The 20,605-nt window shown below is 69.7% G+C and carries 19 protein-coding genes; 10 read left to right on the top strand and 9 right to left on the bottom strand.

Annotated elements, in window-relative coordinates:
- Positions 1-4: 4 nt before the first annotated feature.
- Entirely contained in the window at positions 5-952 is a 948-nt protein-coding gene (locus tag FBY35_RS15495; RefSeq protein ID WP_142214356.1) for an HAD family phosphatase, read from the bottom strand.
- 148 nt (positions 953-1,100) lie between these two features.
- Here FBY35_RS15495 and FBY35_RS15490 point away from each other — a divergent pair, with 148 nt between their 5' ends.
- The 6 genes from FBY35_RS15490 to hemB all read left to right on the top strand — a co-directional run bounded on the left by FBY35_RS15490 (position 1,101) and on the right by hemB (position 8,067).
- Entirely contained in the window at positions 1,101-1,376 is a 276-nt protein-coding gene (locus FBY35_RS15490; RefSeq protein ID WP_142214355.1) for a glutaredoxin family protein, read from the top strand.
- A 331-nt stretch (positions 1,377-1,707) separates the two neighbouring features.
- The gene (locus FBY35_RS15485) at positions 1,708-2,436 is read left to right on the top strand and encodes a redox-sensing transcriptional repressor Rex (protein ID WP_142214354.1); all 729 of its coding nucleotides are present in this window, start codon (positions 1,708-1,710) and stop codon (positions 2,434-2,436) included.
- Complete coding sequence (locus FBY35_RS15480; RefSeq protein ID WP_142214353.1) at positions 2,433-4,109, top strand: glutamyl-tRNA reductase; 1,677 nt, start codon at positions 2,433-2,435, stop codon at positions 4,107-4,109. Before FBY35_RS15485 ends, FBY35_RS15480 begins: the two co-directional genes overlap by 4 nt.
- A complete protein-coding gene (gene hemC / locus FBY35_RS15475; RefSeq protein WP_142214352.1) occupies positions 4,106-5,080 on the top strand; it encodes a hydroxymethylbilane synthase in 975 nt (324 codons plus the stop codon). Before FBY35_RS15480 ends, hemC begins: the two co-directional genes overlap by 4 nt.
- A complete protein-coding gene (locus FBY35_RS15470; RefSeq protein WP_142214351.1) occupies positions 5,077-6,744 on the top strand; it encodes a uroporphyrinogen-III synthase in 1,668 nt (555 codons plus the stop codon). Before hemC ends, FBY35_RS15470 begins: the two co-directional genes overlap by 4 nt.
- A 333-nt stretch (positions 6,745-7,077) precedes the next feature.
- Positions 7,078-8,067: a porphobilinogen synthase gene (hemB, locus tag FBY35_RS15465; protein ID WP_142214350.1), complete on the top strand. Its 990-nt coding sequence runs from the start codon at positions 7,078-7,080 to the stop codon at positions 8,065-8,067.
- A gap of 78 nt (positions 8,068-8,145) precedes the next feature.
- On the opposite strand, the gene FBY35_RS15460 is transcribed toward hemB, so the two are convergent.
- The 4 genes from FBY35_RS15460 to FBY35_RS15445 all read right to left on the bottom strand — a co-directional run bounded on the left by FBY35_RS15460 (position 8,146) and on the right by FBY35_RS15445 (position 10,989).
- Positions 8,146-9,042 (bottom strand): glycoside hydrolase family 19 protein, encoded by an 897-nt coding sequence (locus FBY35_RS15460; RefSeq protein WP_142215090.1) that lies wholly within the window; start codon positions 9,040-9,042, stop codon positions 8,146-8,148.
- Between the two features lie 134 nt (positions 9,043-9,176).
- Positions 9,177-9,935, bottom strand: coding sequence for a DUF4253 domain-containing protein (locus FBY35_RS15455; RefSeq protein ID WP_142214349.1), 759 nt, complete (start codon positions 9,933-9,935; stop codon positions 9,177-9,179).
- A 35-nt stretch (positions 9,936-9,970) separates the two neighbouring features.
- Entirely contained in the window at positions 9,971-10,207 is a 237-nt protein-coding gene (locus tag FBY35_RS15450) for a DUF397 domain-containing protein (protein ID WP_142214348.1), read from the bottom strand.
- Entirely contained in the window at positions 10,204-10,989 is a 786-nt protein-coding gene (locus FBY35_RS15445; protein WP_260848622.1) for a helix-turn-helix transcriptional regulator, read from the bottom strand. The genes FBY35_RS15450 and FBY35_RS15445 overlap by 4 nt, the downstream gene beginning before the upstream one ends.
- Positions 10,990-11,141: 152 nt before the next feature.
- Here FBY35_RS15445 and FBY35_RS15440 point away from each other — a divergent pair, with 152 nt between their 5' ends.
- A complete protein-coding gene (locus FBY35_RS15440) occupies positions 11,142-11,543 on the top strand; it encodes an ATP-binding protein (protein ID WP_142214346.1) in 402 nt (133 codons plus the stop codon).
- Between the two features lie 152 nt (positions 11,544-11,695).
- The gene (locus tag FBY35_RS15435) at positions 11,696-11,965 is read left to right on the top strand and encodes a DUF1876 domain-containing protein (RefSeq protein ID WP_142214345.1); all 270 of its coding nucleotides are present in this window, start codon (positions 11,696-11,698) and stop codon (positions 11,963-11,965) included.
- 15 nt (positions 11,966-11,980) lie between these two features.
- Here FBY35_RS15435 and FBY35_RS15430 read toward each other — a convergent pair whose 3' ends face one another.
- On the bottom strand, positions 11,981-12,661 hold the full coding sequence (locus FBY35_RS15430; RefSeq protein WP_142214344.1) for a DUF4232 domain-containing protein: 681 nt from the start codon (positions 12,659-12,661) through the stop codon (positions 11,981-11,983).
- A 291-nt stretch (positions 12,662-12,952) separates the two neighbouring features.
- Between FBY35_RS15430 and FBY35_RS15425 the strand changes: the two genes are divergently transcribed.
- Positions 12,953-14,239, top strand: coding sequence for a helix-turn-helix transcriptional regulator (locus tag FBY35_RS15425; RefSeq protein ID WP_142214343.1), 1,287 nt, complete (start codon positions 12,953-12,955; stop codon positions 14,237-14,239).
- 50 nt (positions 14,240-14,289) lie between these two features.
- On the opposite strand, the gene argS is transcribed toward FBY35_RS15425, so the two are convergent.
- Complete coding sequence (gene argS, locus FBY35_RS15420; protein WP_142214342.1) at positions 14,290-16,056, bottom strand: arginine--tRNA ligase; 1,767 nt, start codon at positions 16,054-16,056, stop codon at positions 14,290-14,292.
- A 198-nt stretch (positions 16,057-16,254) separates the two neighbouring features.
- Here argS and lysS point away from each other — a divergent pair, with 198 nt between their 5' ends.
- Positions 16,255-17,988 carry a lysine--tRNA ligase gene (gene lysS, locus FBY35_RS15415; RefSeq protein ID WP_142214341.1) on the top strand — a complete coding sequence of 578 codons (1,734 nt, stop codon included), beginning with the start codon at positions 16,255-16,257 and terminating at the stop codon, positions 17,986-17,988.
- 373 nt (positions 17,989-18,361) lie between these two features.
- Here lysS and FBY35_RS15410 read toward each other — a convergent pair whose 3' ends face one another.
- Complete coding sequence (locus FBY35_RS15410) at positions 18,362-19,651, bottom strand: DUF2637 domain-containing protein (protein ID WP_142214340.1); 1,290 nt, start codon at positions 19,649-19,651, stop codon at positions 18,362-18,364.
- Between the two features lie 142 nt (positions 19,652-19,793).
- A complete protein-coding gene (locus tag FBY35_RS15405) occupies positions 19,794-20,522 on the bottom strand; it encodes a DUF3558 domain-containing protein (protein WP_142214339.1) in 729 nt (242 codons plus the stop codon).
- Positions 20,523-20,605: the final 83 nt, after the last annotated feature.

The raw sequence follows: 20,605 nt of genomic DNA, 5'->3' as shown, positions 1-20,605 counted from the left end.
TGCGTCAGCGGCGGCGGCGGTGCAGGGCGACCGCGGCGGCGGTGCCGCCCGCGATGGCGCCCACGCCGGCGGCGGCCGGGATACCGACCTTGGCCGCCTTGCGGCCGGTCCGGTAGTCGCGCAGCCGCCACTCCAGGGCGCGCGCGTGCTTGCGCAGCTTGGTGTCCGGGTTGATGGCGTACGGATGTCCCACGAGCGACAGCATGGGGATGTCGTTGTGCGAATCGCTGTAGGCCGCGCAGCGGGTCAGGTCCAGGCCCTCGGCATGGGCCAGCGCCCGCACGGCCTCTGCCTTGGCGGGCCCGTGCAGCGGTTCGCCGACGAGCCGGCCGGTGTACACGCCGTCGACGGATTCGGCGACCGTGCCGAGCGCGCCGGTCAGGCCGAGGCGGCGGGCGATGATCGTCGCCGTCTCCACGGGGGCTGCGGTCACCAGCCAGACCTTCTGGCCCGCGTCGAGGTGCGCCTGGGCGAGTGCGCGGGTGCCGGGCCAGATGCGGTCGGCCATGTACTCGTCGTAGATCTCCTCGCCGATCGACATCAGCTCGGAGACGCGGTGGCCCTTGACGATGGACAGGGCGGACTCGCGGACGTCCTGCATATGGTCCGGGTCCTCGACGCCGGCGAGCCGGAACCAGGTCTGCTGCCAGGCGAAACGGGCCAGCTCGCGGCGCTGGAAGAACTTCCGCTTATACAGGCCGCGGCCGAAGTGGAAGATCGCGGCACCCTGCATCACGGTGTTGTCGAGGTCGAAGAAGGCCGCAGCCCGGTCGTCCCCGGCGACGGGGAATACCGGTTCGGCCGGGGCAGTGCCTTCCTTCGCTTCGAGCGCGTCGAGCTCCGCGAACTGCTGTGTCGACTTGCGCGCTGCCTCGGCTGCGGCCTCGCCTGCGAGCACGCTCCGTGCTGTGGCGGAGCGCCTGCGGGGGGTGAGCCATCCCAGTGCGGCCATGTCGTGAGCATAGCCAGTCCGTTCGGTGGTTCCCGACACGCCGGGATGCCATGGCGTGAACACTCCGCGACCGGGCTGTTAAACCGGCGGTTCGTCGCGCGGGCCACGGGGGAGCGCTGCACGTGCGAGCGGGGCGGAGAATGGCTGCATGAGTCCTGTGGTGCGGCGTACGAAGAAGAGGGCGGCCGAGCGCGTGGTGACGCTGATCGGGAAGCCGGGGTGTCATCTCTGTGACGATGCGCGGTCGGTGGTCGAGGAGGTGTGCGCCGCGACGGGTGCGTCCTTCGAGGAGAAGGACATCACCCAGGACGAAGCACTGCACCGTGCCTACTGGGAGCAGATTCCGGTCGTCCTGGTCGACGGGGAGCAGCACACCTTCTGGCGCGTGGACGCCGGACGGCTGCGCCGCGCGCTGGGCGCGTGACGACAAGGTTTGTCACCACCGTGGACGTTTTGCCGGCTCTTTCCGGCGGGTCCGGCTCTATCCGGACACGACAGGGACAGGGCACAGTAGAGCGGTCTCGGGGGCGTCATCATGAGGAGCGTGTACGGCTTTGCCCCCTTCGGCTCTTCAACGGATCCATGCGGTTCGGGGTTCCGGGATCATGTGGCCGGAATGCGTGACCCCGGTCACTTTGCGCGGACAAAGCGGACACCATCTTTGTGCACGCGTTCACAAAGACATAGCCTGCATTCGACGGGGCGGTCCTTGGACGTCTGGCCGCCTGCAGCCTCGCTCATCCCGCAGGAGCACCGTGGCAACTGGCCGAAATCACCGACCGGCGACCCGTAGCCGAGGAATCCCCGAGGCCACCGTCGCCCGGCTTCCGCTGTACCTGCGCGCACTGACCGCGCTGTCCGAGCGGTCCGTACCCACGGTTTCCTCCGAAGAGCTCGCGGCGGCCGCGGGGGTCAACTCCGCGAAGCTGCGCAAGGACTTCTCCTACCTCGGCTCCTACGGCACGCGGGGCGTCGGCTATGACGTCGAGTACCTCGTCTACCAGATCTCCCGTGAGCTCGGCCTCACCCAGGACTGGCCGGTCGTCATCGTCGGCATCGGTAACCTCGGCGCCGCGCTCGCCAACTACGGCGGGTTCGCCTCCCGCGGCTTCCGCGTCGCCGCGCTGATCGACGCCGATCCCACCATGGCAGGAAAGCCGGTCGCCGGGATTCCGGTCCAGCACACCGACGAGCTCGAGAAGATCATCAGCGACAACGGGGTGTCCATCGGTGTCATCTCGACGCCCGCCGGTGCCGCGCAGCAGGTGTGCGAGCGCCTGATCGCCGCCGGTGTCACCTCCATCCTCAACTTCGCCCCCACCGTCCTCTCCGTGCCCGACGGTGTCGATGTGCGCAAGGTCGACCTCTCGATCGAGCTGCAGATCCTCGCCTTCCACGAGCAGCGGAAGGCCGGCGAGGAGGCCGAGGCCGCGGCAGGCCGGAAGGGACCGGACGGGGACATGCCCGCCGTGATGCCGGCATGAGCCTTCTGGTCGTCGGACTGAGTCACCGCAGCGCGCCGGTGAGCGTGCTGGAGCGGGCCTCGCTGTCTGCGGACGCGCAGGTCAAGCTGCTCCAGGACACGCTGGCCGCGGAGCCCGCCACCGAGGCCGCGGTGCTGGCCACGTGCAACCGCATCGAGCTGTACGCGGACGTGGACAAGTTCCACGCGGGTGTCGCCGAGCTGTCCACGCTGCTCGCGCAGCACAGCGGCGTGGGGCTCGAGGAACTCACTCCTTATCTCTACGTGCACTACGAGGACCGGGCGGTCCACCACCTCTTCTCGGTGGCCTGCGGCCTGGACTCCATGGTGGTCGGCGAGGGCCAGATCCTCGGGCAGATCAAGGACGCCCTCGCGCTCGGGCAGGAACTGCACACCGCGGGCCGCCTGATCAACGACTTCTTCCAGCAGGCGCTGCGTGTCGGCAAGCGCGCGCACAGCGAGACCGGGATCGACCGGGCCGGGCAGTCGCTCGTCACCTTCGGACTCGAGCAGCTGGCGGACGGCGCGGACGTCGAAGAGTGGGCCGCGGACAAGCGAGTGCTCGTGATCGGCGCGGGCTCGATGTCCTCGCTCGCCGCGACGACGCTCGCGCGCCTGGGTGTACGTGAACTGGTCATCGCCAACCGGACGCTGGAGCGCGCCGAGCGCCTTGCCGCGGCGCTGGGCGAGCCCAGTGGGGTGACGGCGCGCGCGGTGCCGATGGACGGCCTCGCCGGGGAGCTGACACGTGCCGACGCCGTGGTCTCGTGCACCGGTGCGACGGGTCTTGTCCTGACGGCCGAGTCGATCGCGGCGGCCCTCGCGGTGGCGCCCTCCGCACAGGACACCGGTGCGGGCGACAGGCTGCGCGCGCCGGACGGCAGCCTGGTGGCGCGCCTTGCCGCGGCGGCGGCACGGGACGGCCGTGTGGCCGACAAATCGCTCGCGGGGACGTCGTTCGGTGACACGGGTGTGAGTAACACCGGTACGGACGATGCGGACTCCGGCCGGGGCTCCGAGGGCCGTGCCGACAGCGGGCCGGATGATGCCTGCCCGGTGGAACCGGACGGCCGGCACGCCGACGAGCTCGCGCAGCACGGCGCCTGGGTCGACAACGCGGTACGCAGCCGTACCGCTTCCGGACCCCGGACGACGCGGGCCGACGGAGACGTACGGATCGCGCTGCTCGATCTCGCCATGCCGCGGGACATCGACGGCGCCGTCCACCGCCTCGCCGGTGTGCGGCTGGTCGACATCGAGTCCCTCGCCGAGGCCTCCGCCGACGCCCCCATGGCCGCCGATGTGGACCAGGTGCGGCGCATCGTCTCCGACGAGGTCGCCGCCTTCGGCGCGGCCCAGCGCGCCGCGCACATCACTCCGACCGTCGTCGCCCTGCGCACCATGGCCGCCGATGTCGTCGCCGGTGAGATCGCGCGGCTGGAGGGCCGGTTGACCGGTCTGGACGAGAAGCAGCGTGCCGAGATCAACCAGACCGTTCGCCGCGTCGTCGACAAGCTCCTGCACGCGCCCACCGTGCGGGTCAAGCAGCTGGCCGGCGAGCCCGGAGGCGCCGGGTACGCGGACGCGCTGCGGACACTCTTCGACCTCGACCCGGAGACGGTCGCATCCGTCAGCCGGGCCGACATGAATGACCCGAATCGAGGGCGAGTATGACCGATAGGGCACTGAGGCTCGGGACCAGGCGCAGCAAGCTGGCCATGGCCCAGTCCGGGCAAGTGGCTCAGGCGGTGCGCCAGTTGACCGGCCGGCCCGTCGAGCTCGTCGAGATCACCACGTACGGAGACACCTCCCGTGAGCATCTCGCGCAGATCGGCGGTACGGGGGTCTTCGTCACCGCCCTGCGGGACGCCTTGCTGCGGGGTGACGTCGACTTCGCCGTCCACTCCCTGAAGGACCTGCCCACCGCGCAGCCCGACGACCTGACGCTGGCGGCCGTGCCGCCGCGCGAGGACCCGCGGGACGCGCTGGTGGCCCGCGACGGGCTGGCCTTCGACCGGCTGGCTGCTCCTTCCCCAAGGGGGGCTGCCCGGATCGGCACCGGTTCGCCGCGCCGCATGGCGCAGCTCAACGCGTACGCCCGTGCGCACGGCCTGAGCATCGAGACCGTGCCGATCCGCGGCAATGTCGACACCCGGATCGGATACGTACGCAGCGGAGAGCTGGACGCCGTGGTGCTTGCCGCGGCCGGGCTCAACCGCCTCGGCAGGATCGACCAGGTCACCGACTTCCTGCCGGTCGACTCCGTCCTGCCCGCCCCCGGCCAGGGGGCACTGGCGATCGAGTGTGCCGCGGTCAACGCGGACCTCGCCGCCGCGCTCGCCGAGCTCGACGACCCGTTCACGCGGGCCGCCGTGACCGCCGAGCGTTCCCTGCTCGCCGCCCTGGAGGCCGGCTGCACCGCACCTGTTGGTGCGCTGGCCGACCTGCTGGCCGACGGACAGGTTTTCACCGAAATGCGCCTGCGCGGCGTCGTCGGCACGACCGACGGCTCGACGCTGGTGCAGCTGTCCACCACCGGTCCCGTACCCACGTCGCACGGCGACGCCATCGCGCTCGGTCGCGAACTCGCGTCCGAGATGCTCGCCAAGGGTGCGGCCGGTCTTATGGGGGAGCGAGCACTTTGAGCCCCACCAGCCCCACCAACAACGCATCCTCGACGCTCTCGGCACACGGGCACGTCACTTTCCTCGGCGCCGGTCCCGGCGACCCCGGACTGCTGACTCTGCGCGCCGTCGAAGCGCTCGCGGGCGCGGACGTACTGATCGCCGAACCGGATGTGCTCGACGTCGTACGCAGCCATGCGCGGGCGAATGTAAGCACGCCTGAACTGACGGTTGTTGACGACGCGTCAACAGCCGCCGGAATCCCCGTCCTCAGGGATGCGGCCAATCTTGTCATGGAGGCCGCGCGCAACGGCAAGCGGGTCGTGCGTGCGGTGACCGGCGATCCCGGCCTGGACACCGACGCAGGTCAGGAGATGCTCGCCTGCGCCGCGGAGGGGATTCCCTTCGAGGTCGTGCCCGGTGTGGCCACCGCGGTGGGTGTGCCCGCCTACGCCGGTGTGCCGCTGCGTGACGCGCAGGGTACGGACGTCCGCTTCGTCGACGCCCGTACCGCGAGCGAGCGTTGCTGGACCGAGGTCGGCGCCAGCGACGGCACGGTCGTCGTCTCCACGACGCTGGAAACGGTCGCCGCGGCCGCGGGCGAGCTGGTGGCCGCGGGCCGCAAGCCCGACACCCCGCTGACCGTCACCGCCGCGGGGACCACGACGCGGCAGCGGACGTGGACCGCGACGCTCGGCACGATCGCCCAGACCCTGAAGCAGGCGAAGGTGCTGCCGGCGCCCGACGGCCACCAGCCCGTCATAGCCGTGGTCGGTGAGCGCAGTGCCGCCGCTCAGCGCGACCAGCTCGCGTGGTTCGAGTCCAAGCCGCTGTTCGGCTGGAAGGTGCTCGTGCCGCGGACCAAGGAGCAGGCGGCGTCGCTCTCCGACCAGCTTCGTTCGTACGGCGCGGTGCCGCACGAGGTTCCGACGATCGCCGTCGAACCGCCGCGGACACCGCAGCAGATGGAGCGCGCGGTCAAGGGCCTGGTGACGGGCCGCTACGAGTGGATCGCCTTCACCTCGGTGAACGCCGTGAAGGCGGTACGGGAGAAGTTCGAGGAGTACGGGCTCGACGCGCGGGCCTTCGCGGGGATCAAGGTCGCGGCGGTGGGGGAGCAGACCGCGGCCTCACTGGTGGACTTCGGCGTGAAGCCGGACCTTGTACCGAGCGGTGAGCAGTCAGCGGCCGGTCTCCTGGAGGACTGGCCGCCGTACGACCCTGTCTTCGACCCGATCGACAGGGTCTTCCTGCCGCGGGCCGACATCGCGACCGAGACCCTGGTCGCGGGCCTGATCGAACTCGGCTGGGAGGTCGACGACGTCACGGCCTACCGGACCGTACGGGCGTCGCCGCCGCCGGCGGACACACGCGAGGCGATCAAGGGCGGCGGCTTCGACGCGGTCCTGTTCACGTCGTCGTCGACGGTGCGGAACCTGGTGGGTATCGCGGGCAAGCCGCACAACGTGACCGTCATCGCGTGCATCGGTCCTGCGACCGCGAAGACCGCGGAGGAGCACGGGCTGCGGGTGGACGTGCTGTCCCCCGAGCCGTCGGTGCACAAGCTCGCGGAGGCGCTCGCGGAATTCGGGGCGCGGCGGAGGGTGGCGGCGCTGGAGGCGGGCGAGCATGTGACGCGGCCGAGCGAGCGGCGGCCGGGGGGTCGGCGTCGGCGCACCACGTAGCGCCGACGGTGCGGGTTCCGCGGGGCGGGGCGGGGGTTTGTTCCCCCACCCCGCCCCTTCCCGTAACCGGGGGCGGAGCCCCCAGCCCCCCGTCCGCTTCGCGGCGCGAACCGGGGCTCCGCCCCAGACCCCGTATGCGACCTTCGGCCGCATGTCCTCAAACGCCGGACGGGCTGAAATTCAGCCCTCCGGCGTTTGAGGAGCGGGGGTCCGGGGGCGGAGCCCCCGGTTACGGGAAGGGGCGGGGTAGGGGAACAGGCCCCGCGCAGCGGCACCGCCCGCGCCGACGGGCTGTCGGTACGTGCGCCCCCCGGACGGGCGTACCGTTCCCGTATGACTGCGTACGGATCCTTCCCCGGCGCGCGGCCACGGCGGCTGCGCACCACCCCCGCCATGCGCCGCATGGTCGCCGAGACTCGCCTGCACCCCGCCGATCTGATCCTTCCCGCCTTCGTCCGGGAGGGCATCCGCGAGCCGGTGCCGATCACCGCGATGCCCGGCGTCGTGCAGCACACCCGGGACACACTGCGGAAGGCCGCCGTCGAGGCGCTGGAGGCGGGTGTCGCCGGGATCATGCTGTTCGGGGTCCCGGAGGACGCGAAGAAGGACGGCGCGGGGACCGCGGGGACGGACCCGGACGGGATTCTGCAGGTCGCGATCCGGGACGTGAAGGCCGAGGTCGGGGACGAGCTCGTGATCATGTCCGACCTGTGTCTGGACGAGTACACGGACCACGGCCACTGCGGCGTCCTGGACGCGGACGGCCGCGTCGACAACGACGCCACCCTTGAGCGGTACGCAGAGATGGCTCAGGTCCAGGCCGACGCCGGTGTCCATGTCGTCGGCCCCAGCGGCATGATGGACGGCCAGGTCGGCGTCATCCGCGACGCGCTCGACCAGACGGGCCACGAGGACGTCTCGATCCTCGCCTACACGGCGAAGTACTCGTCGGCCTTCTACGGGCCCTTCCGCGAGGCCGTCGGCTCCTCCCTCACGGGCGACCGCAAGACGTACCAGCAGGACCCGGCCAACCTCCGCGAGTCCCTGCGGGAGCTGGCGCTGGACCTCGAAGAGGGCGCCGACATGGTCATGGTCAAGCCCGCGGGCCCCTACCTCGATGTGCTGGCCAAGGTCGCCGAGTCCGTCGACGTGCCGGTCGCCGCGTACCAGATCAGCGGTGAGTACGCGATGGTCGAGGCCGCCGCCGAGAAGGGCTGGATCGACCGGGACAAGGCCATCCTGGAGACCCTGACCGGTATCCGGCGGGCCGGTGCGCAGATGATCCTCACCTACTGGGCGACCGAGGTCGCGCGCACCCTCTGAGCGGCGAAGAGCGGGACATGGTGTGGCCGCGGGCCGGGGGAATGTTCTCCCCGGCCCGCGGCCCGTTGTGGGGGGTGGTCAGCAGTACAGGTTGGATCCGGTGGGCACACCGAGGATCTGCGTGAACTGCGTGTAGCTGTTCACGCGGCTCTGGACCTGGGCCGGGTTCTTGCCGTCGCACTCCAGCGAGCCGTTGATCGAGCGGATGGTCTGGCCGAAGCCCGCCTGGTTCACCATCGCGTTGTGCGGGGTCATTGAGCCTGGGCCGTTCTGGGTGTTCCAGTACCAAAGGCCCGTCTTCCAGGCCACGGCCGCGTCGTTCTGCACAAGCCAGGGGTTGTTCAGCAGATCGATGCCGAGTGCGTCGCCCGCCGCCTTGTAGTTGAAGTTCCAGCTGAGCTGGATCGGCCCGCGGCCGTAGTACGCCGCCTGGCCCGCCGGGCAGCCGTAGGACTGGCTCCAGTCGCAGTAGTGCGGGTAGTTGGCCTGGTTCTGCTCCACGATGTGGACGAGGCCGCCCGTCTCGTGGTTCACGTTCGCCAGGAAGGCTGCGGCCTCCTGCTTCTTGACCGTGTCGCTGCCGGTGTTCGCGAAGCCGGGGTACGCGCCGAGCGCGGCCTTCAGGCCGCTGTACGTGTAGAACGAATTCCGGTTCGGGAACATCTGGTTGAACTGCGCCTCGCTCACGACGAAGCCCGAGGGGTCCGGGTCCCCGCCGCCGCTGCAGCTGTACGGGTCCCAGAACCAGGTGCTGATCGTCGGGTCATAGCCCGGGTTGTCGTGCTCGGCTATGTAGTACTTGCCGTCCGTGTATCTGACAACGTTGCCGGTGGCGTACCAGGTACCGGCCGACCAGTTCGGTGCGGAGGTACAGGCGTCCGCGGTGGCGGCGGTGGCGGCGGGCACGAAGACCGCCGCCAGTCCGCTTCCTACGAGGATGGCGATCAGCAACGCCAGGATGCGGTGTCGTCTCAACACTCGATCACTCCTTAGCACGTAACGGCCGTGCCGTGGTGGGGGGTTGTGAGCCACACTCAAGCGCGCTTGACGTGATCGAGTCAAGGTATAGACCAATCCGAATCACGGTCAGCCGGAAACCGCTTCTGCGGTCAGTCCCACCAGAAGGTCCAGTGCTGTTTCCCCAGCAGGCCCTCCGCCGCGTACTCGCGGATCGTGTCGTACCCCTGCCGGACGTTGTCCGGGCAGAACGCGTGGTGCTCGGCAGCGACGGCGAGCGCATCCGTCATCGTGCTGGGCGGGGCCGCGACTGACACGTCCAGGCGATCGAAGTGGAGTGCGACGACGCGCATTCCGAAACGGTCCTCCCAGGAACGCAGGATGGTGGACAGCGGGCCCGTCTCGTAGTGGTTGCCCGCGGCGGTCCAGCCCAGCGCGCTGGGGATGTCCGCGCTGCGGCGTACGGGTATCAGCCCGGCCCGGGCGTCGGGCAGCCGACCGGCCTTCATCAGCTCGCCCGCGACCCGGGCGGCCGTGACGTCGGGATCGCCCAACCGCTCGCCCGCGGGGGCGAGGCCCGGCCACTCGGATGTGAACGGGGCGATGGTGTCCGCGTCGGCCTCGGCATCGTTCTCCGCCATGTCGTAGTCCCACAGAGATGCCAGGGCCTCTTCGACGTCGAAGTCGTCCGGGTGCGACACACGGTCGAGATCGAGGTCCCGGTCCCAGGTGAGGGAGCGGTCCTCGTCGTTGACGAGCAGCACCGGGTGCATGCCGGACGCCTCCCGGGCGGGGAGCAGGCGCGCCCAAGTGTTCAGTTGAGCAGGCTCGTTCGCGTACCAGAGGGACGGCTGGACGCGCATCGCACCTGGCGGCAGGTCGAGGCCGAGTGCGTTCGGGTTGATCACCATGCAGGCGACTCTAGGGGTCGCCACTGACAAATGGTTCAGCGCAGGGTGGTGGTGAACGCGGCCCAAGTGGCGGGGGTGAGGGTGAGCATGGGGCCGTCGGGGTTCTTTGAGTCCCGGACGTGGACGGCGGCGGGGTGGGTGGCAATCTCGACGCACGCGCCGCCTTCGCTGCCGCTGTAGCTGGACTTGCGCCAGTCGTACGCGACTTCGAGGCAGGCCCCGCCTTGCTCGCTGCTGTAGCTCGACTTGAACCACTTCAGTGCGGTGCTCATTGGTCTCCTAGCAGCCGGTCCAACAGGCCCTTCGTTTCCTCGGGGTTGAGGGCTTGCGTCCGCAGCATCGCATATTTCTGTGCCAGGATGCTGACCTCGTCAGGGGCGGAGACGAGCTGGCTGCCGCGCTGGGTTTCGGTATAGGCCAGGTGTTGATGGTCTGGCGTTTCGAGGAGGATGAACGGGCCGTCGAGCGCTGCATGGGTTTCACGGCCGAAAGGCATGAGCTGGAGGACGATTCCCGGCAGATCAGCGCAGGCGCGGAGATACCGGAGCGTCTCCTCGTGCACCGCATAGCCTCCGAGGCGGTCCCGCACAATCGCTTCGGAGATGATGAAGCTGGCGGTTGGGGGCACCTTGCGATGCAGGATCTCCTGCCGCTCCAGGCGAGCCACCACTTGGGCGCCGATCTCTTGCTCAGAGAGGATGGGCACCTTGCTGCGGAACACGGCGCGTGCGTAACTCTCCGTCTGTAGCAAGCCGGGCAGTACCTGGTTTTCGAACCACGAGAGCGCAATCGCATCGCGCTCCAGGTCCATGTACTGCTCCGCCCACGCCGGGATCAGATCAATCTCCGGCATGTTGTCCACCGCCGTCTCCAGCGCCCCCTTCGTATCGAGAACCCGGTCCAGCACCCTCGCCATGTCCGGTTTCAGCGGGCGGCGCCCCTGTTCAATCGACGCGATCGTCTCCTCGTGCACGCAGACCCGATCGGCCAACTCGCGCTGTGTGATCGCGGCAAAGTCCCGGAACCGGCCCACCAGCGCGCCGACGAGCTTCATCGCTGACGTGTTTCTCCGCTGCCGCCTTCTGGGGTGCATGCCCGTCCAACTCCCCACCCATGTCCGTACGTCACGCTCTTGGGACCCGTACGGATTTCTTGTACGGGCTCGCGTACTGCACCACCGTAGTCACAGTCAGTGACGCTCGTCTCATGGAAGACGTGATTCAACAGCGCTGCCTGCGCGAGCAGTTCTACCGACGTGAGCGACGATCTGTGCCCGCTGCCAGGGAGTTCGTACGGACGGCCGTGACCGACTGGGGGCTCGGCGCGCGGATGGACGATGTACTGCTCTGCGTGAGCGAGCTGGCCACCAACGCCCTCGTGCACGGTGTTCCACCCGGGCGCGGCTACCGGCTGAAGCTGTGGCTGCATGGGGCCGGGGTATTGCGCGTCGAGGTGCATGACAGCGGCGGCGGGCTGCCGTCCCTCCAGGAGCCGGACGGGGAGTCGGGGCGGGGGCTCCTGCTCGTGGCCGCGCTTGCCGACAAGTGGGGGGTCGACGAGCGCGATCCGGGGAAGATCGTCTGGTGCGAGTTCGCCGTCAGCGCTTGAGCAGGTCGGCGGTGCGGGACAGGCCGTCGGCCTCGTATCCCTCGGCCCACAAGTACCGACTCATAAGTCAGGTACGCACCATTCGGTAAGTGATGTGGTGATCACCGGCCCGGCGGCGCACTCTGGAGAGGTACCGCTGGAGGTGGTCCGCCATGCAGACACTCGTCGGATGGCATGTCGAGATGGAATTCCAGGAAGAAGGCGACCGGACCAGGGCGGCCGCCATGGTGAGACTGGGCGACGGCACGGAAATCCGCGGCCACGGTAATGCCCAGCGTCACCACTCCGACCCGGAGCAGCTCCGGGTCGGCGAGGAGATCTCGGGCGCGCGGGCGCTCATGGACATCGCCTCGCAACTCCTTCAGAAGGCTCATGTGGAGATCGACGAGGCTTCTGGCCGGACGTCGCACGCGCTGAAGTGACGGGCCCAGCAGGGCTCAGTAGGCGAGGGCGTCGGACATGCTGCTCTGCCAGTAGCTGACACTCGCGTTGTTGTCGAGGTAGGTGCCGGCAGGGAGCTTCAGCATGTCCGGCGCCGTGTCGGTCGAGCCGGACCCGTCGCGCGGGGCGAAGTGGATGGTCAGGTTCTTCGCCGTACGCCCGTTCTGGCCGCTGCCGTCGGCGGACGACAGGAGGATCGAGGCGTAGGCGGACTCTCCGGGGGAGAGGCTGACAACGGCCTGCGGCTTGCTGTCATCCATGATCTGGGTGACGGCCTGGTCCTGGTCGAAGCGGAGGAGCGGGGCGTGATAGGCGTTGCACGCCCGGGAGCCGGTGTTGGTCATCGTGAGCAGCAGGTGGTTGATGGGGCGGCTGACCCTGCTGACGGTGACCTTGGTGTTCTCCCCGATGCAGGCGGAGGTGCCGGAGCCCTTACCGGTGCCCGTGCCTGTTCCGCCTCCCTTTCCGTTGCCCGCGGGGGTCTGCTTGGCGCCTCCCGCAGGCTGCTTGGAGTTGTCGGCGGCCGGGGTCGGGACGGCGGGCGCGCCCGTGGACACAGTCGCCGGGGCCGATGCGTCCGGCTTCTTCCCGTCGTCGGCGCGGTCGTCGGAGGACTGGCACGCGGTCAGTGAGAGGGCGGCCAGCAGGGCGGTGGCGGCTACGACGGTGTTGCGCATGATGTTCGGTTCTCCCCGTGTGGATGGTCTGTTGGGTCAGTAACGGCAGATGAGGGCCGTGACGATCGCCGTCGAAGCGATCAGTACGAGCAACGCCACGGCGTCAATGAGGCAGTTGCGGATACGGCTTTGCATTGATCACAGGCTGGGCGACCGCGGATTCCGGCCGCAACGCCCCACGAACCATTGGGGACGGTGGAATGACGGCGCGTACTGTGACCTGGGCGGACATCCCGTCCCTGGAACGGTGTTCTGGGACAGTCGGCAGGGCTTACGAGGGGGAACACGGCAGTGGCGACGTCAGAGGCTGAGGATTTCGCGGCCTTGCTGAGGGAGCTGAAGGACCGTTCTGGGCGCAGCTACGGCGCACTCGCGGGCAAGCTCCACGTCAGTACGTCCACGCTCCACCGGTACTGCAACGGCGACGCCGTACCCACCGATTACGCGCCCGTGGAACGGCTCGCGCGGCTGTGTGCGGCCACGCCGGACGAGCTCGTGGAGCTGCACCGGCGCTGGATCGTGGCGGACGGGGCGCGGCGGCGAGCCCGGGCCGAGGTTTCACAGGCCCTGGAGGCCGATGGTCCGGTTGATGCCCCGGAGCCCGAGGCCGCGGAGGAGGACGGCGCCGCGGAGGAGCCCGGCGTCGTGGAGGAGTCCGGCGTCGCGGCCCGCGGCCGCGGCGGCAAGCGGATCCGAATCGCCCTTGCCGCAGGGGCTGTTGTCGCTCTCGCCGTGCCCGCCGCCTTCGTCGTCAGCCACGCGGCCACGGGGAACGAGGACGGGAAGCGGCCCGACAGCGTCTCCGGTGCCAGTGCCCCGCCCGGCACAGCCGCACCACGCGCCACGTCCCCCAGTGCCTCACCGAGCGGCAGCCCTTCCGCGAGCGCGTCGCCGACCGGGAGCCCGTCGGCCGCGACAACTCCGAGCCGCCGAGCCACGCCCCCGGCGACGGGCGGCGTACCGCTGAAGGTGGGTGTCAGCTCGTACAACTGGGACGAGCCCTGCGGGCAGTACTACCTGCTGGACCAGGCACCCGACGCGGTCCCGCCGCCGCCCGCACCGCAGGACTCCCGCGGTTGGGCCCGTGCGCTGGGTGGCGTCGACGGCGGCCACATGCGGCTCCAGCTGACTGCCACGGGCAAGACCGAGGAGTCGGTGGTGCTGAATGCCGTGCACGTACGCGTCGTGGGGCGCAAGGCGCCGCTCGGCTGGGACGCGTACTCGATGGGAGACGGCTGCGGCGGCGGTGTCACACCGCAGACCTTCGACATCGACCTGGACGCGTCGCATCCCCTGGTGAAGCCCGTGGCGGGACAGGACGGGGACACCGTCGTGCCCGCCAAGGACTTCCCGTACAAGGTCGCGTCCAACGACCCTCAGGTGCTCAACCTCGACGTCCACACCGAGGGACACGACGTGAGCTGGTACCTGGAGCTCGACTGGAGCAGCGGGGACCGGCGGGGCACGGTTCGTGTCGACGACGGCGGGAAGCCGTTCCGTGCGAGCGCGATCGAGGGACGGAAGCAGTACGGCTGGTGGCCGGACAGGAGCGCCTGGGTCGCGCAGACCGCTTCCTGAGGGTCTCTGAAGGTCTCTGAGGGTCAGTCGACCCTCAGAGACCCTGAGTGTCAGAGACGCTCGGGGGTGCGGATGCCGAGGAGCGCCATGCCCTGGTGCAGCGTGCGGGCCGTCATGTCGCAGAGCAACAGGCGGTTCTCGGCGACCTCACGCGCAGGCGCGGGCTTGATGACCGGGCACTTGTCGTAGAACGTCGTGAACAGCGACGCCAGCTGGTAGAGGTACGCGGCCAGCTTGTGCGGCTCGTACGAGCCCGCGACCTCCGCCAGCGTCTCGCCGAACTGGTCCAGGTGCAGACCCAACGCCCGCTCCGCCGCAGCCAGTTCGAGCTCCGGGTGCGCGGCCGGTTTGACCTCGCCCGCCTTCCGGAGGATCGACTGGATACGGGCGTACGCGTACTGCAGGTACACGGACGTGTCGCCGTTCAGCGAGACCATCTGGTCCAGGTCGAACTTGTAGTCCCGGGCCGCCGACGTCGACAGGTCGGCGTATTTGATCGCGCCGATGCCCACCTGCGTGCCGCGCTCCGCGATCTCTTCCTCGGTGAGCTGGTTCTGGACGTCCTTCTCGCGAACGACCGCCGTCGCCCGCTCGATCGCCTCGTCCAGCAGGTCCACCAGCCGTACCGTCTCGCCCTCACGGGTCTTGAAGGGCTTGCCGTCCTTGCCGAGCACCGTGCCGAACGCCAGCTGGACGGCCTTGACCTCGTCGTTCAGCCAGCCTGCCCGGCGCGCGGTCTCGAAGACCATCTTGAAGTGCAGCGACTGCCGGGCGTCCACGACATAGATGAGCGTGTCCGCTTTGAGCTTTTGCACCCGGTCGCGGATGGCGGAGAGGTCGGTGGCCGCGTAGCCGTAACCGCCGTTGCTCTTCCTGACGATGAGCGGGGTCGGGTTGCCGTCCGGTCCCTTCACGTCGTCGAAGAACACGCACAGCGCACCCTCCGAGCGGACCGCGACGCCCGCCTCCTCCAGCAGGCGGCAGGTCTCGTCGAGCATGTCGTTGTAGCCGGACTCGCCGACGATGTCCGGGTCGCGGATCTCCATGTCGAGCTTGTCGAAGACCGAGTAGAAGTAGATCTTCGACTCGTCGACGAACCGCTGCCAGTGGGCGCGGGTCTCGGGGTCCCCGGCCTGCAGGGACACCACCCGGTCGCGGGCACGCTCCTTGAATGCCTCGTCGGAGTCGAAGAGTGCGCGCGAAGCCTTGTAGATGCGGTCGAGGGACGACATCGCCTCCTCGCCGGTGACCTCTTCGCCCTCGTGGTCCAGCTCGTGCGGGTGCTCGATCAGGTACTGGATGAGCATGCCGTACTGGGTGCCCCAGTCGCCGATGTGGTGGCGCCTGATCACCTTCTCGCCCGCGAACTCCAGGATCTGGACCATCGCGTCGCCGATCACCGCGGAGCGGAGGTGGCCGACGTGCATCTCCTTGGCCACGTTCGGCTGGGCGTAGTCGATCACCGTGGTGCCCGGGTTCTGCGCGTACGGGACGCCGAGCCGGTCGTCGGTGGCGCGCGCGGCGAGGGTCTTCACGATCGCCTCGTCGGTGAGAGTGATGTTGAGGAAGCCGGGGCCCGACACCTCGATCTCCTCGATCAGGTCACCGGAGGGCAGGCCCGCGACGACCTTGGCCGCCAGCTCGCGAGGGTTGCCCTTCAGCTTCTTGGCGAGCGCGAGGATGCCGTTGGCCTGGAAGTCGGCCCGGTCGCTACGTCGCAGCAGGGGGTCGGCGGAACCGGCCTCCGGCAGAGCTGCCGAGAGGACGTCCGCGAGGCGCTGCTGCACGGTCGAAGCGAGGGAAGGGACCGAGGCCATGAGCTTCCGTTCTTGTCGAGTCTCGTCGGGAGGGCTATTTCGGTTGTCAAGTGTCCCATGGGGCAGCAACCTCTTTCTCCCGGGATTTCTCCCCGGAATCAGCAAGGCGATGAGCAACCTCAGAGGGAGCCGTTCCGTCTGGGACAATGGCGTACGACGCCTGTCGAGAACCCAAGAGAACTCCAAGCATTCAAGGACGTGCCGATCGTGGCTCAGAGCAGCACCGAGACCGACTGGGTCTCCCGTTTCGCGGACGAGGTCATCGCCGAGTCGGAGCGACGTGCGCCTGGCAAACCGGTCGTCGTCGCGTCCGGCCTCTCGCCCTCCGGGCCGATCCACCTGGGCAATCTGCGTGAGGTGATGACCCCGCACCTGGTCGCCGACGAGATCCGGCGTCGCGGGTACGAGGTCCGCCACCTGATCTCCTGGGACGACTACGACCGGTACCGCAAGGTCCCGAACGGCGTGCCGGGTGTGGACGGCTCGTGGGGCGAGCACATCGGCAAGCCCCTGACCTCGGTGCCCGCGCCGGCCGGCTCGGACCACGCGAACTGGGCCGAGCACTTCAAGGCCGCGATGACCGCGTCCCTGGCCGAGCTGGGCGTCGAGTACGACGGCATCAGCCAGACCGATCAGTACACCTCCGGTGTGTACCGCGAGCAGGTCCTGCACGCGATGAAGAACCGGGCGAAGATCGACGCGATCCTCGACCAGTACCGCACGAAGAAGGCGCCCGCGAAGAAGTCGCAGAAGCCGCTCGACGAGGCGGAGTTGGAGGCGGCGGAGGGATCCGGCGCGGCCGCCGAGGACGACGGCAGCGGCGGGACCGCGGGCTACTTCCCGTACAAGCCCTACTGCGGGCAGTGCGAGAAGGACCTCACCACCGTCACCTCGTACGACGACGAGACCACCGAGCTGACCTACGTCTGCACGGCGTGCGGCCACGGCGAGACGGTGCTGCTGAGCGAGTTCAACCGCGGCAAGCTGGTCTGGAAGGTCGACTGGCCCATGCGCTGGGCGTACGAAGGCGTGATCTTCGAGCCGAGCGGCGTCGACCATTCCTCGCCGGGATCGTCGTTCGTCGTCGGCGGGCAGATCGTGCGCGAGATCTTCGACGGAGTGCAGCCGATCGGCCCCATGTACGCGTTCGTGGGGATCTCCGGGATGGCGAAGATGTCGTCCTCGCGCGGAGGCGTGCCGACGCCGGCGGACGCGCTGAAGATCATGGAGCCGCAGCTGCTGCGCTGGCTGTACGCGCGCCGCAAGCCGAACCAGTCCTTCAAGATCGCCTTCGACCAGGAGATCCAGCGGCTGTACGACGAGTGGGACAAGCTGGAGTCGAAGGTCGTGGACGGGACCGCGCTGCCGGCGGACGCCGCGGCGTACTCGCGCGCCGCGCGCACGGCGGCGAAAGAGCTGCCGCGGACGCCGCGGCCGCTGCCGTACCGCACGCTCGCGTCGGTCGCCGACATCACGGCCGGGCACGACGAGCAGACGATCCGCATCCTCAGCGACCTCGATCCGTCCAACCCGCTGTCCTCCCTGGACGAGGTCCGGCCCCGGCTGGACCGCGCCGAGAACTGGATCACGTCGCAGGTCCCGGCGGAGGCGCGGACGGTCGTGCGCTCCGAGCCCGACGCGGAGCTGCTGTCGTCGCTGGACGAGCAGGGCCGCGAGTCGCTGCGGCTGCTTCTGGAGGGCCTGGACACGCACTGGTCCCTGGACGGCCTGACGACGCTGGTCTACGGCGTACCGAAGGTGATGGAGGGCCTGGCGCCGGATGCCAAGCCGACGCCGGAGCTGAAGGTGGCGCAGCGGACGTTCTTCGCGCTGCTGTACCACCTGCTGGTGGGCAAGGACACGGGGCCGAGGCTGCCGACGCTGCTGCTCGCGGTGGGGGCGGAGCGGGTGCGGAAGCTGCTGGGCGCGTAGTCCGCTGCGCGGTGCGGGTTTCGCGGGGCGGGGGTTTGTTCCCCCCCGCCCTTTCCCGTAACCGGGGCTCCGCCCCCCCGCCTCATGCGCCGGTGGGGGCTCCGCCCCCCGGACCCCGGCGCCTCAAGCGCCGGTGGGGCTGGCTTTCTGGGCCCTGCCCCCCACCTGGCTCCGCAAGCGTCGGCGGGGCTGAATTCAGCCCGTCCGGCGTTTGAGGACATGCGGCCGAAGGTCGCATTCGGGGACCAGGGGCGGAGCCCCCCGTTCGCGCCGCGAGGCGGACGGGGGGCTGGGGGCTTGCCCCCAGTTCGGGAAAGGGCGGGGTGGGGAACAGGCCCCGCGCAGCGGCACCGCACCCGCACCCCCGGCCGCGTCAGGCGATGTGTTCCGCCTCAAGGTCCGCCTGGAAGCGGGTCTTGAACTCGGGCATCAGCTGGCGCAACAGCGCCGCGCTGCGCGGGTGGCGGATGCCATGCGCGTCCGAGAGGTGTATGTCGAGCTGCTCGGTGCTAGGCCAGTCGCTGTGTTCCTTCACGTACGACTCGAAGACCGGGTACGCCAGCTCCCGGAACTCCGCGGCGTCGGCCGGCGGCTCCGGGAACTCCTCCTGGACGGGCTCCGGCGCGGGGGCCTCGACGCGTTGGCCGGGAACCATGCCGCCGAGCGGCCGGGTGCGGCCCGGGCCCGCGGGAACGCGGACCGGGGTGGGCTCCAGGCCCTCCACGTACGTCGGGTTGAAGGCGCTCTCGTACGCCTCCTGGTACGCCTCCTGCGGGACCTGCGGCGCGGCGAACCACGGGCTCTCGTGGTTGGCGGGGCGGCCCTGCTCGTACGGCTCCTGCTGTTCCCGCTGTCCCTGCTCGTACGGCTGCTCGTACTGCTCGGGCCCGCGCTCCTGCGTCCACTCCTGAGCCCGTGGCAGCTCCGCCTGCCGCGGCTGTTGCGACTGCGGCGGCGCCGGGGGTATCAGCGCAGGCTCGACGCCCGCCGCGGCCAGCCCCGCCGGAGCCGTCTCGGCGAGCGGCACGCCGTACTTCGCCAGGCGCAGCGGCATGAGTGACTCGACCGGCGCCTTGCGTCTCCAGGCCCGCCCGAAGCGGGCCTGCAGGCGCGCCTGGTAGATCAGCCGGTCCTGCTCCAGCTTGATGACCTGCTCGTAACTGCGCAGCTCCCACAGCTTCATGCGGCGCCACAGCTTGAACGTGGGGACCGGGGACAGCAGCCAGCGCGTGAGCCGGACGCCCTCCATGTGCTTGTCGGCCGTGATGTCCGCGATGCGGCCCACCGCGTGCCGCGCCGCCTCGACCGAGACGACGAACAGCACCGGGATGACGGCGTGCATGCCGACGCCGAGCGGGTCCGGCCACGAGGCGGCGCCGTTGAAGGCGATCGTCGCGACGGTCAGCAGCCAGGCGGTCTGGCGCAGTAGGGGGAAGGGGATGCGCATCCACGTCAGCAGCAGATCGAGGGCGAGCAGAACACAGATGCCCGCGTCGATGCCGATGGGGAAGACGAGGGAGAATTCGCCGAAGCCCTTGCGCTCGGCGAGCGCGCGCACGGCGGCGTAGGAGCCCGCGAATCCGATCGCGGCGATGATGACCGCGCCCGTGACGACGACCCCGATGAGTATGCGGTGCGTGCGTGTCAGCTGCATCGCGGCCACCCGCGATCCCCTCCCGTATTCGAATCCAGCGGGCACAGCCTGGCACATGCTTACGGAGCCCGTCCCTCCGGGCGTCCCTCGCCTGGTGCTACCGCGGGTACGCCGGGGGTGGCGGGCTCCGTCAACAGGCCCTGGCCGGAACCTACTTGTTGGCCGTGCTCACCGAGGCCACGGCCTCCTTGGCGGCCGCCACAGCGCCTTCCAACAGGTCGGCGGCGGACGGGGACTTGGCGCCCGCGTAGCCCGTGCCGTTGTAGGTGAGCGTGATCACGACGTTGTCGACGCGGGTCACGATCGTGGCGTACGTGAAGTCCTCGCCGGTCTTCCTCAGTTCGTAGCCAATGGACGTGGCCGTCTCGCCGACGCCGCCCGCGGGGGAGGTCCGGACGTTCTTCGCGCCCTCGGTCGCCTTCGCGCCTGCGACTTCCTTGGCGTAATTGTCCTCGGCGCGCTTCTTCCCGCTGACGCCGAGCGACTGCTCGGACTCGTAGCGCAGGAAGGAGACGTCGAGCCAGCGGTACTGGGAGCCCTTGATGCCGTTGTCGTCCAGGCCGTTCCATGAGCAGTTGCCGCGGGTGGTGGTGTCCGAGGACTTTCCTGCGGTGCCCGCCTTGGCCTTGGTCTCGGGGACCAGCTTCGCGATCGTCTTCGTCGAGATCGACTTGCAGGGCTCGGGAAGCTTGGCGTACTTCACCGGCTCGACGGCCTCGGGCTTCGGCCCGCCCTGCAAGGTGGCGGAGGAGGACGAGCCCGAGCCCGAGTCCTTCTTGCTGTCGGAGTCCGAGAACGACGAGCAGCCGGCGACGACGAGCATCACCGGGACGGCGGCACAGGCGAGAATGCGGGTGAGTCGCGGGGCTGAACGGTGCATGGTTCCTTCAGTCGGTGTCAGTCGATGTCGGCCGACAGTCGTACGGTCGGTCCGGTCGGCCAGGCCACCGTACGCGGACCCGG

This window comes from Streptomyces sp. SLBN-118 (genome assembly GCF_006715635.1).
GTDB lineage: Bacteria > Actinomycetota > Actinomycetes > Streptomycetales > Streptomycetaceae > Streptomyces.
This window is presented reverse-complemented; position numbering and strand designations above follow the sequence as displayed.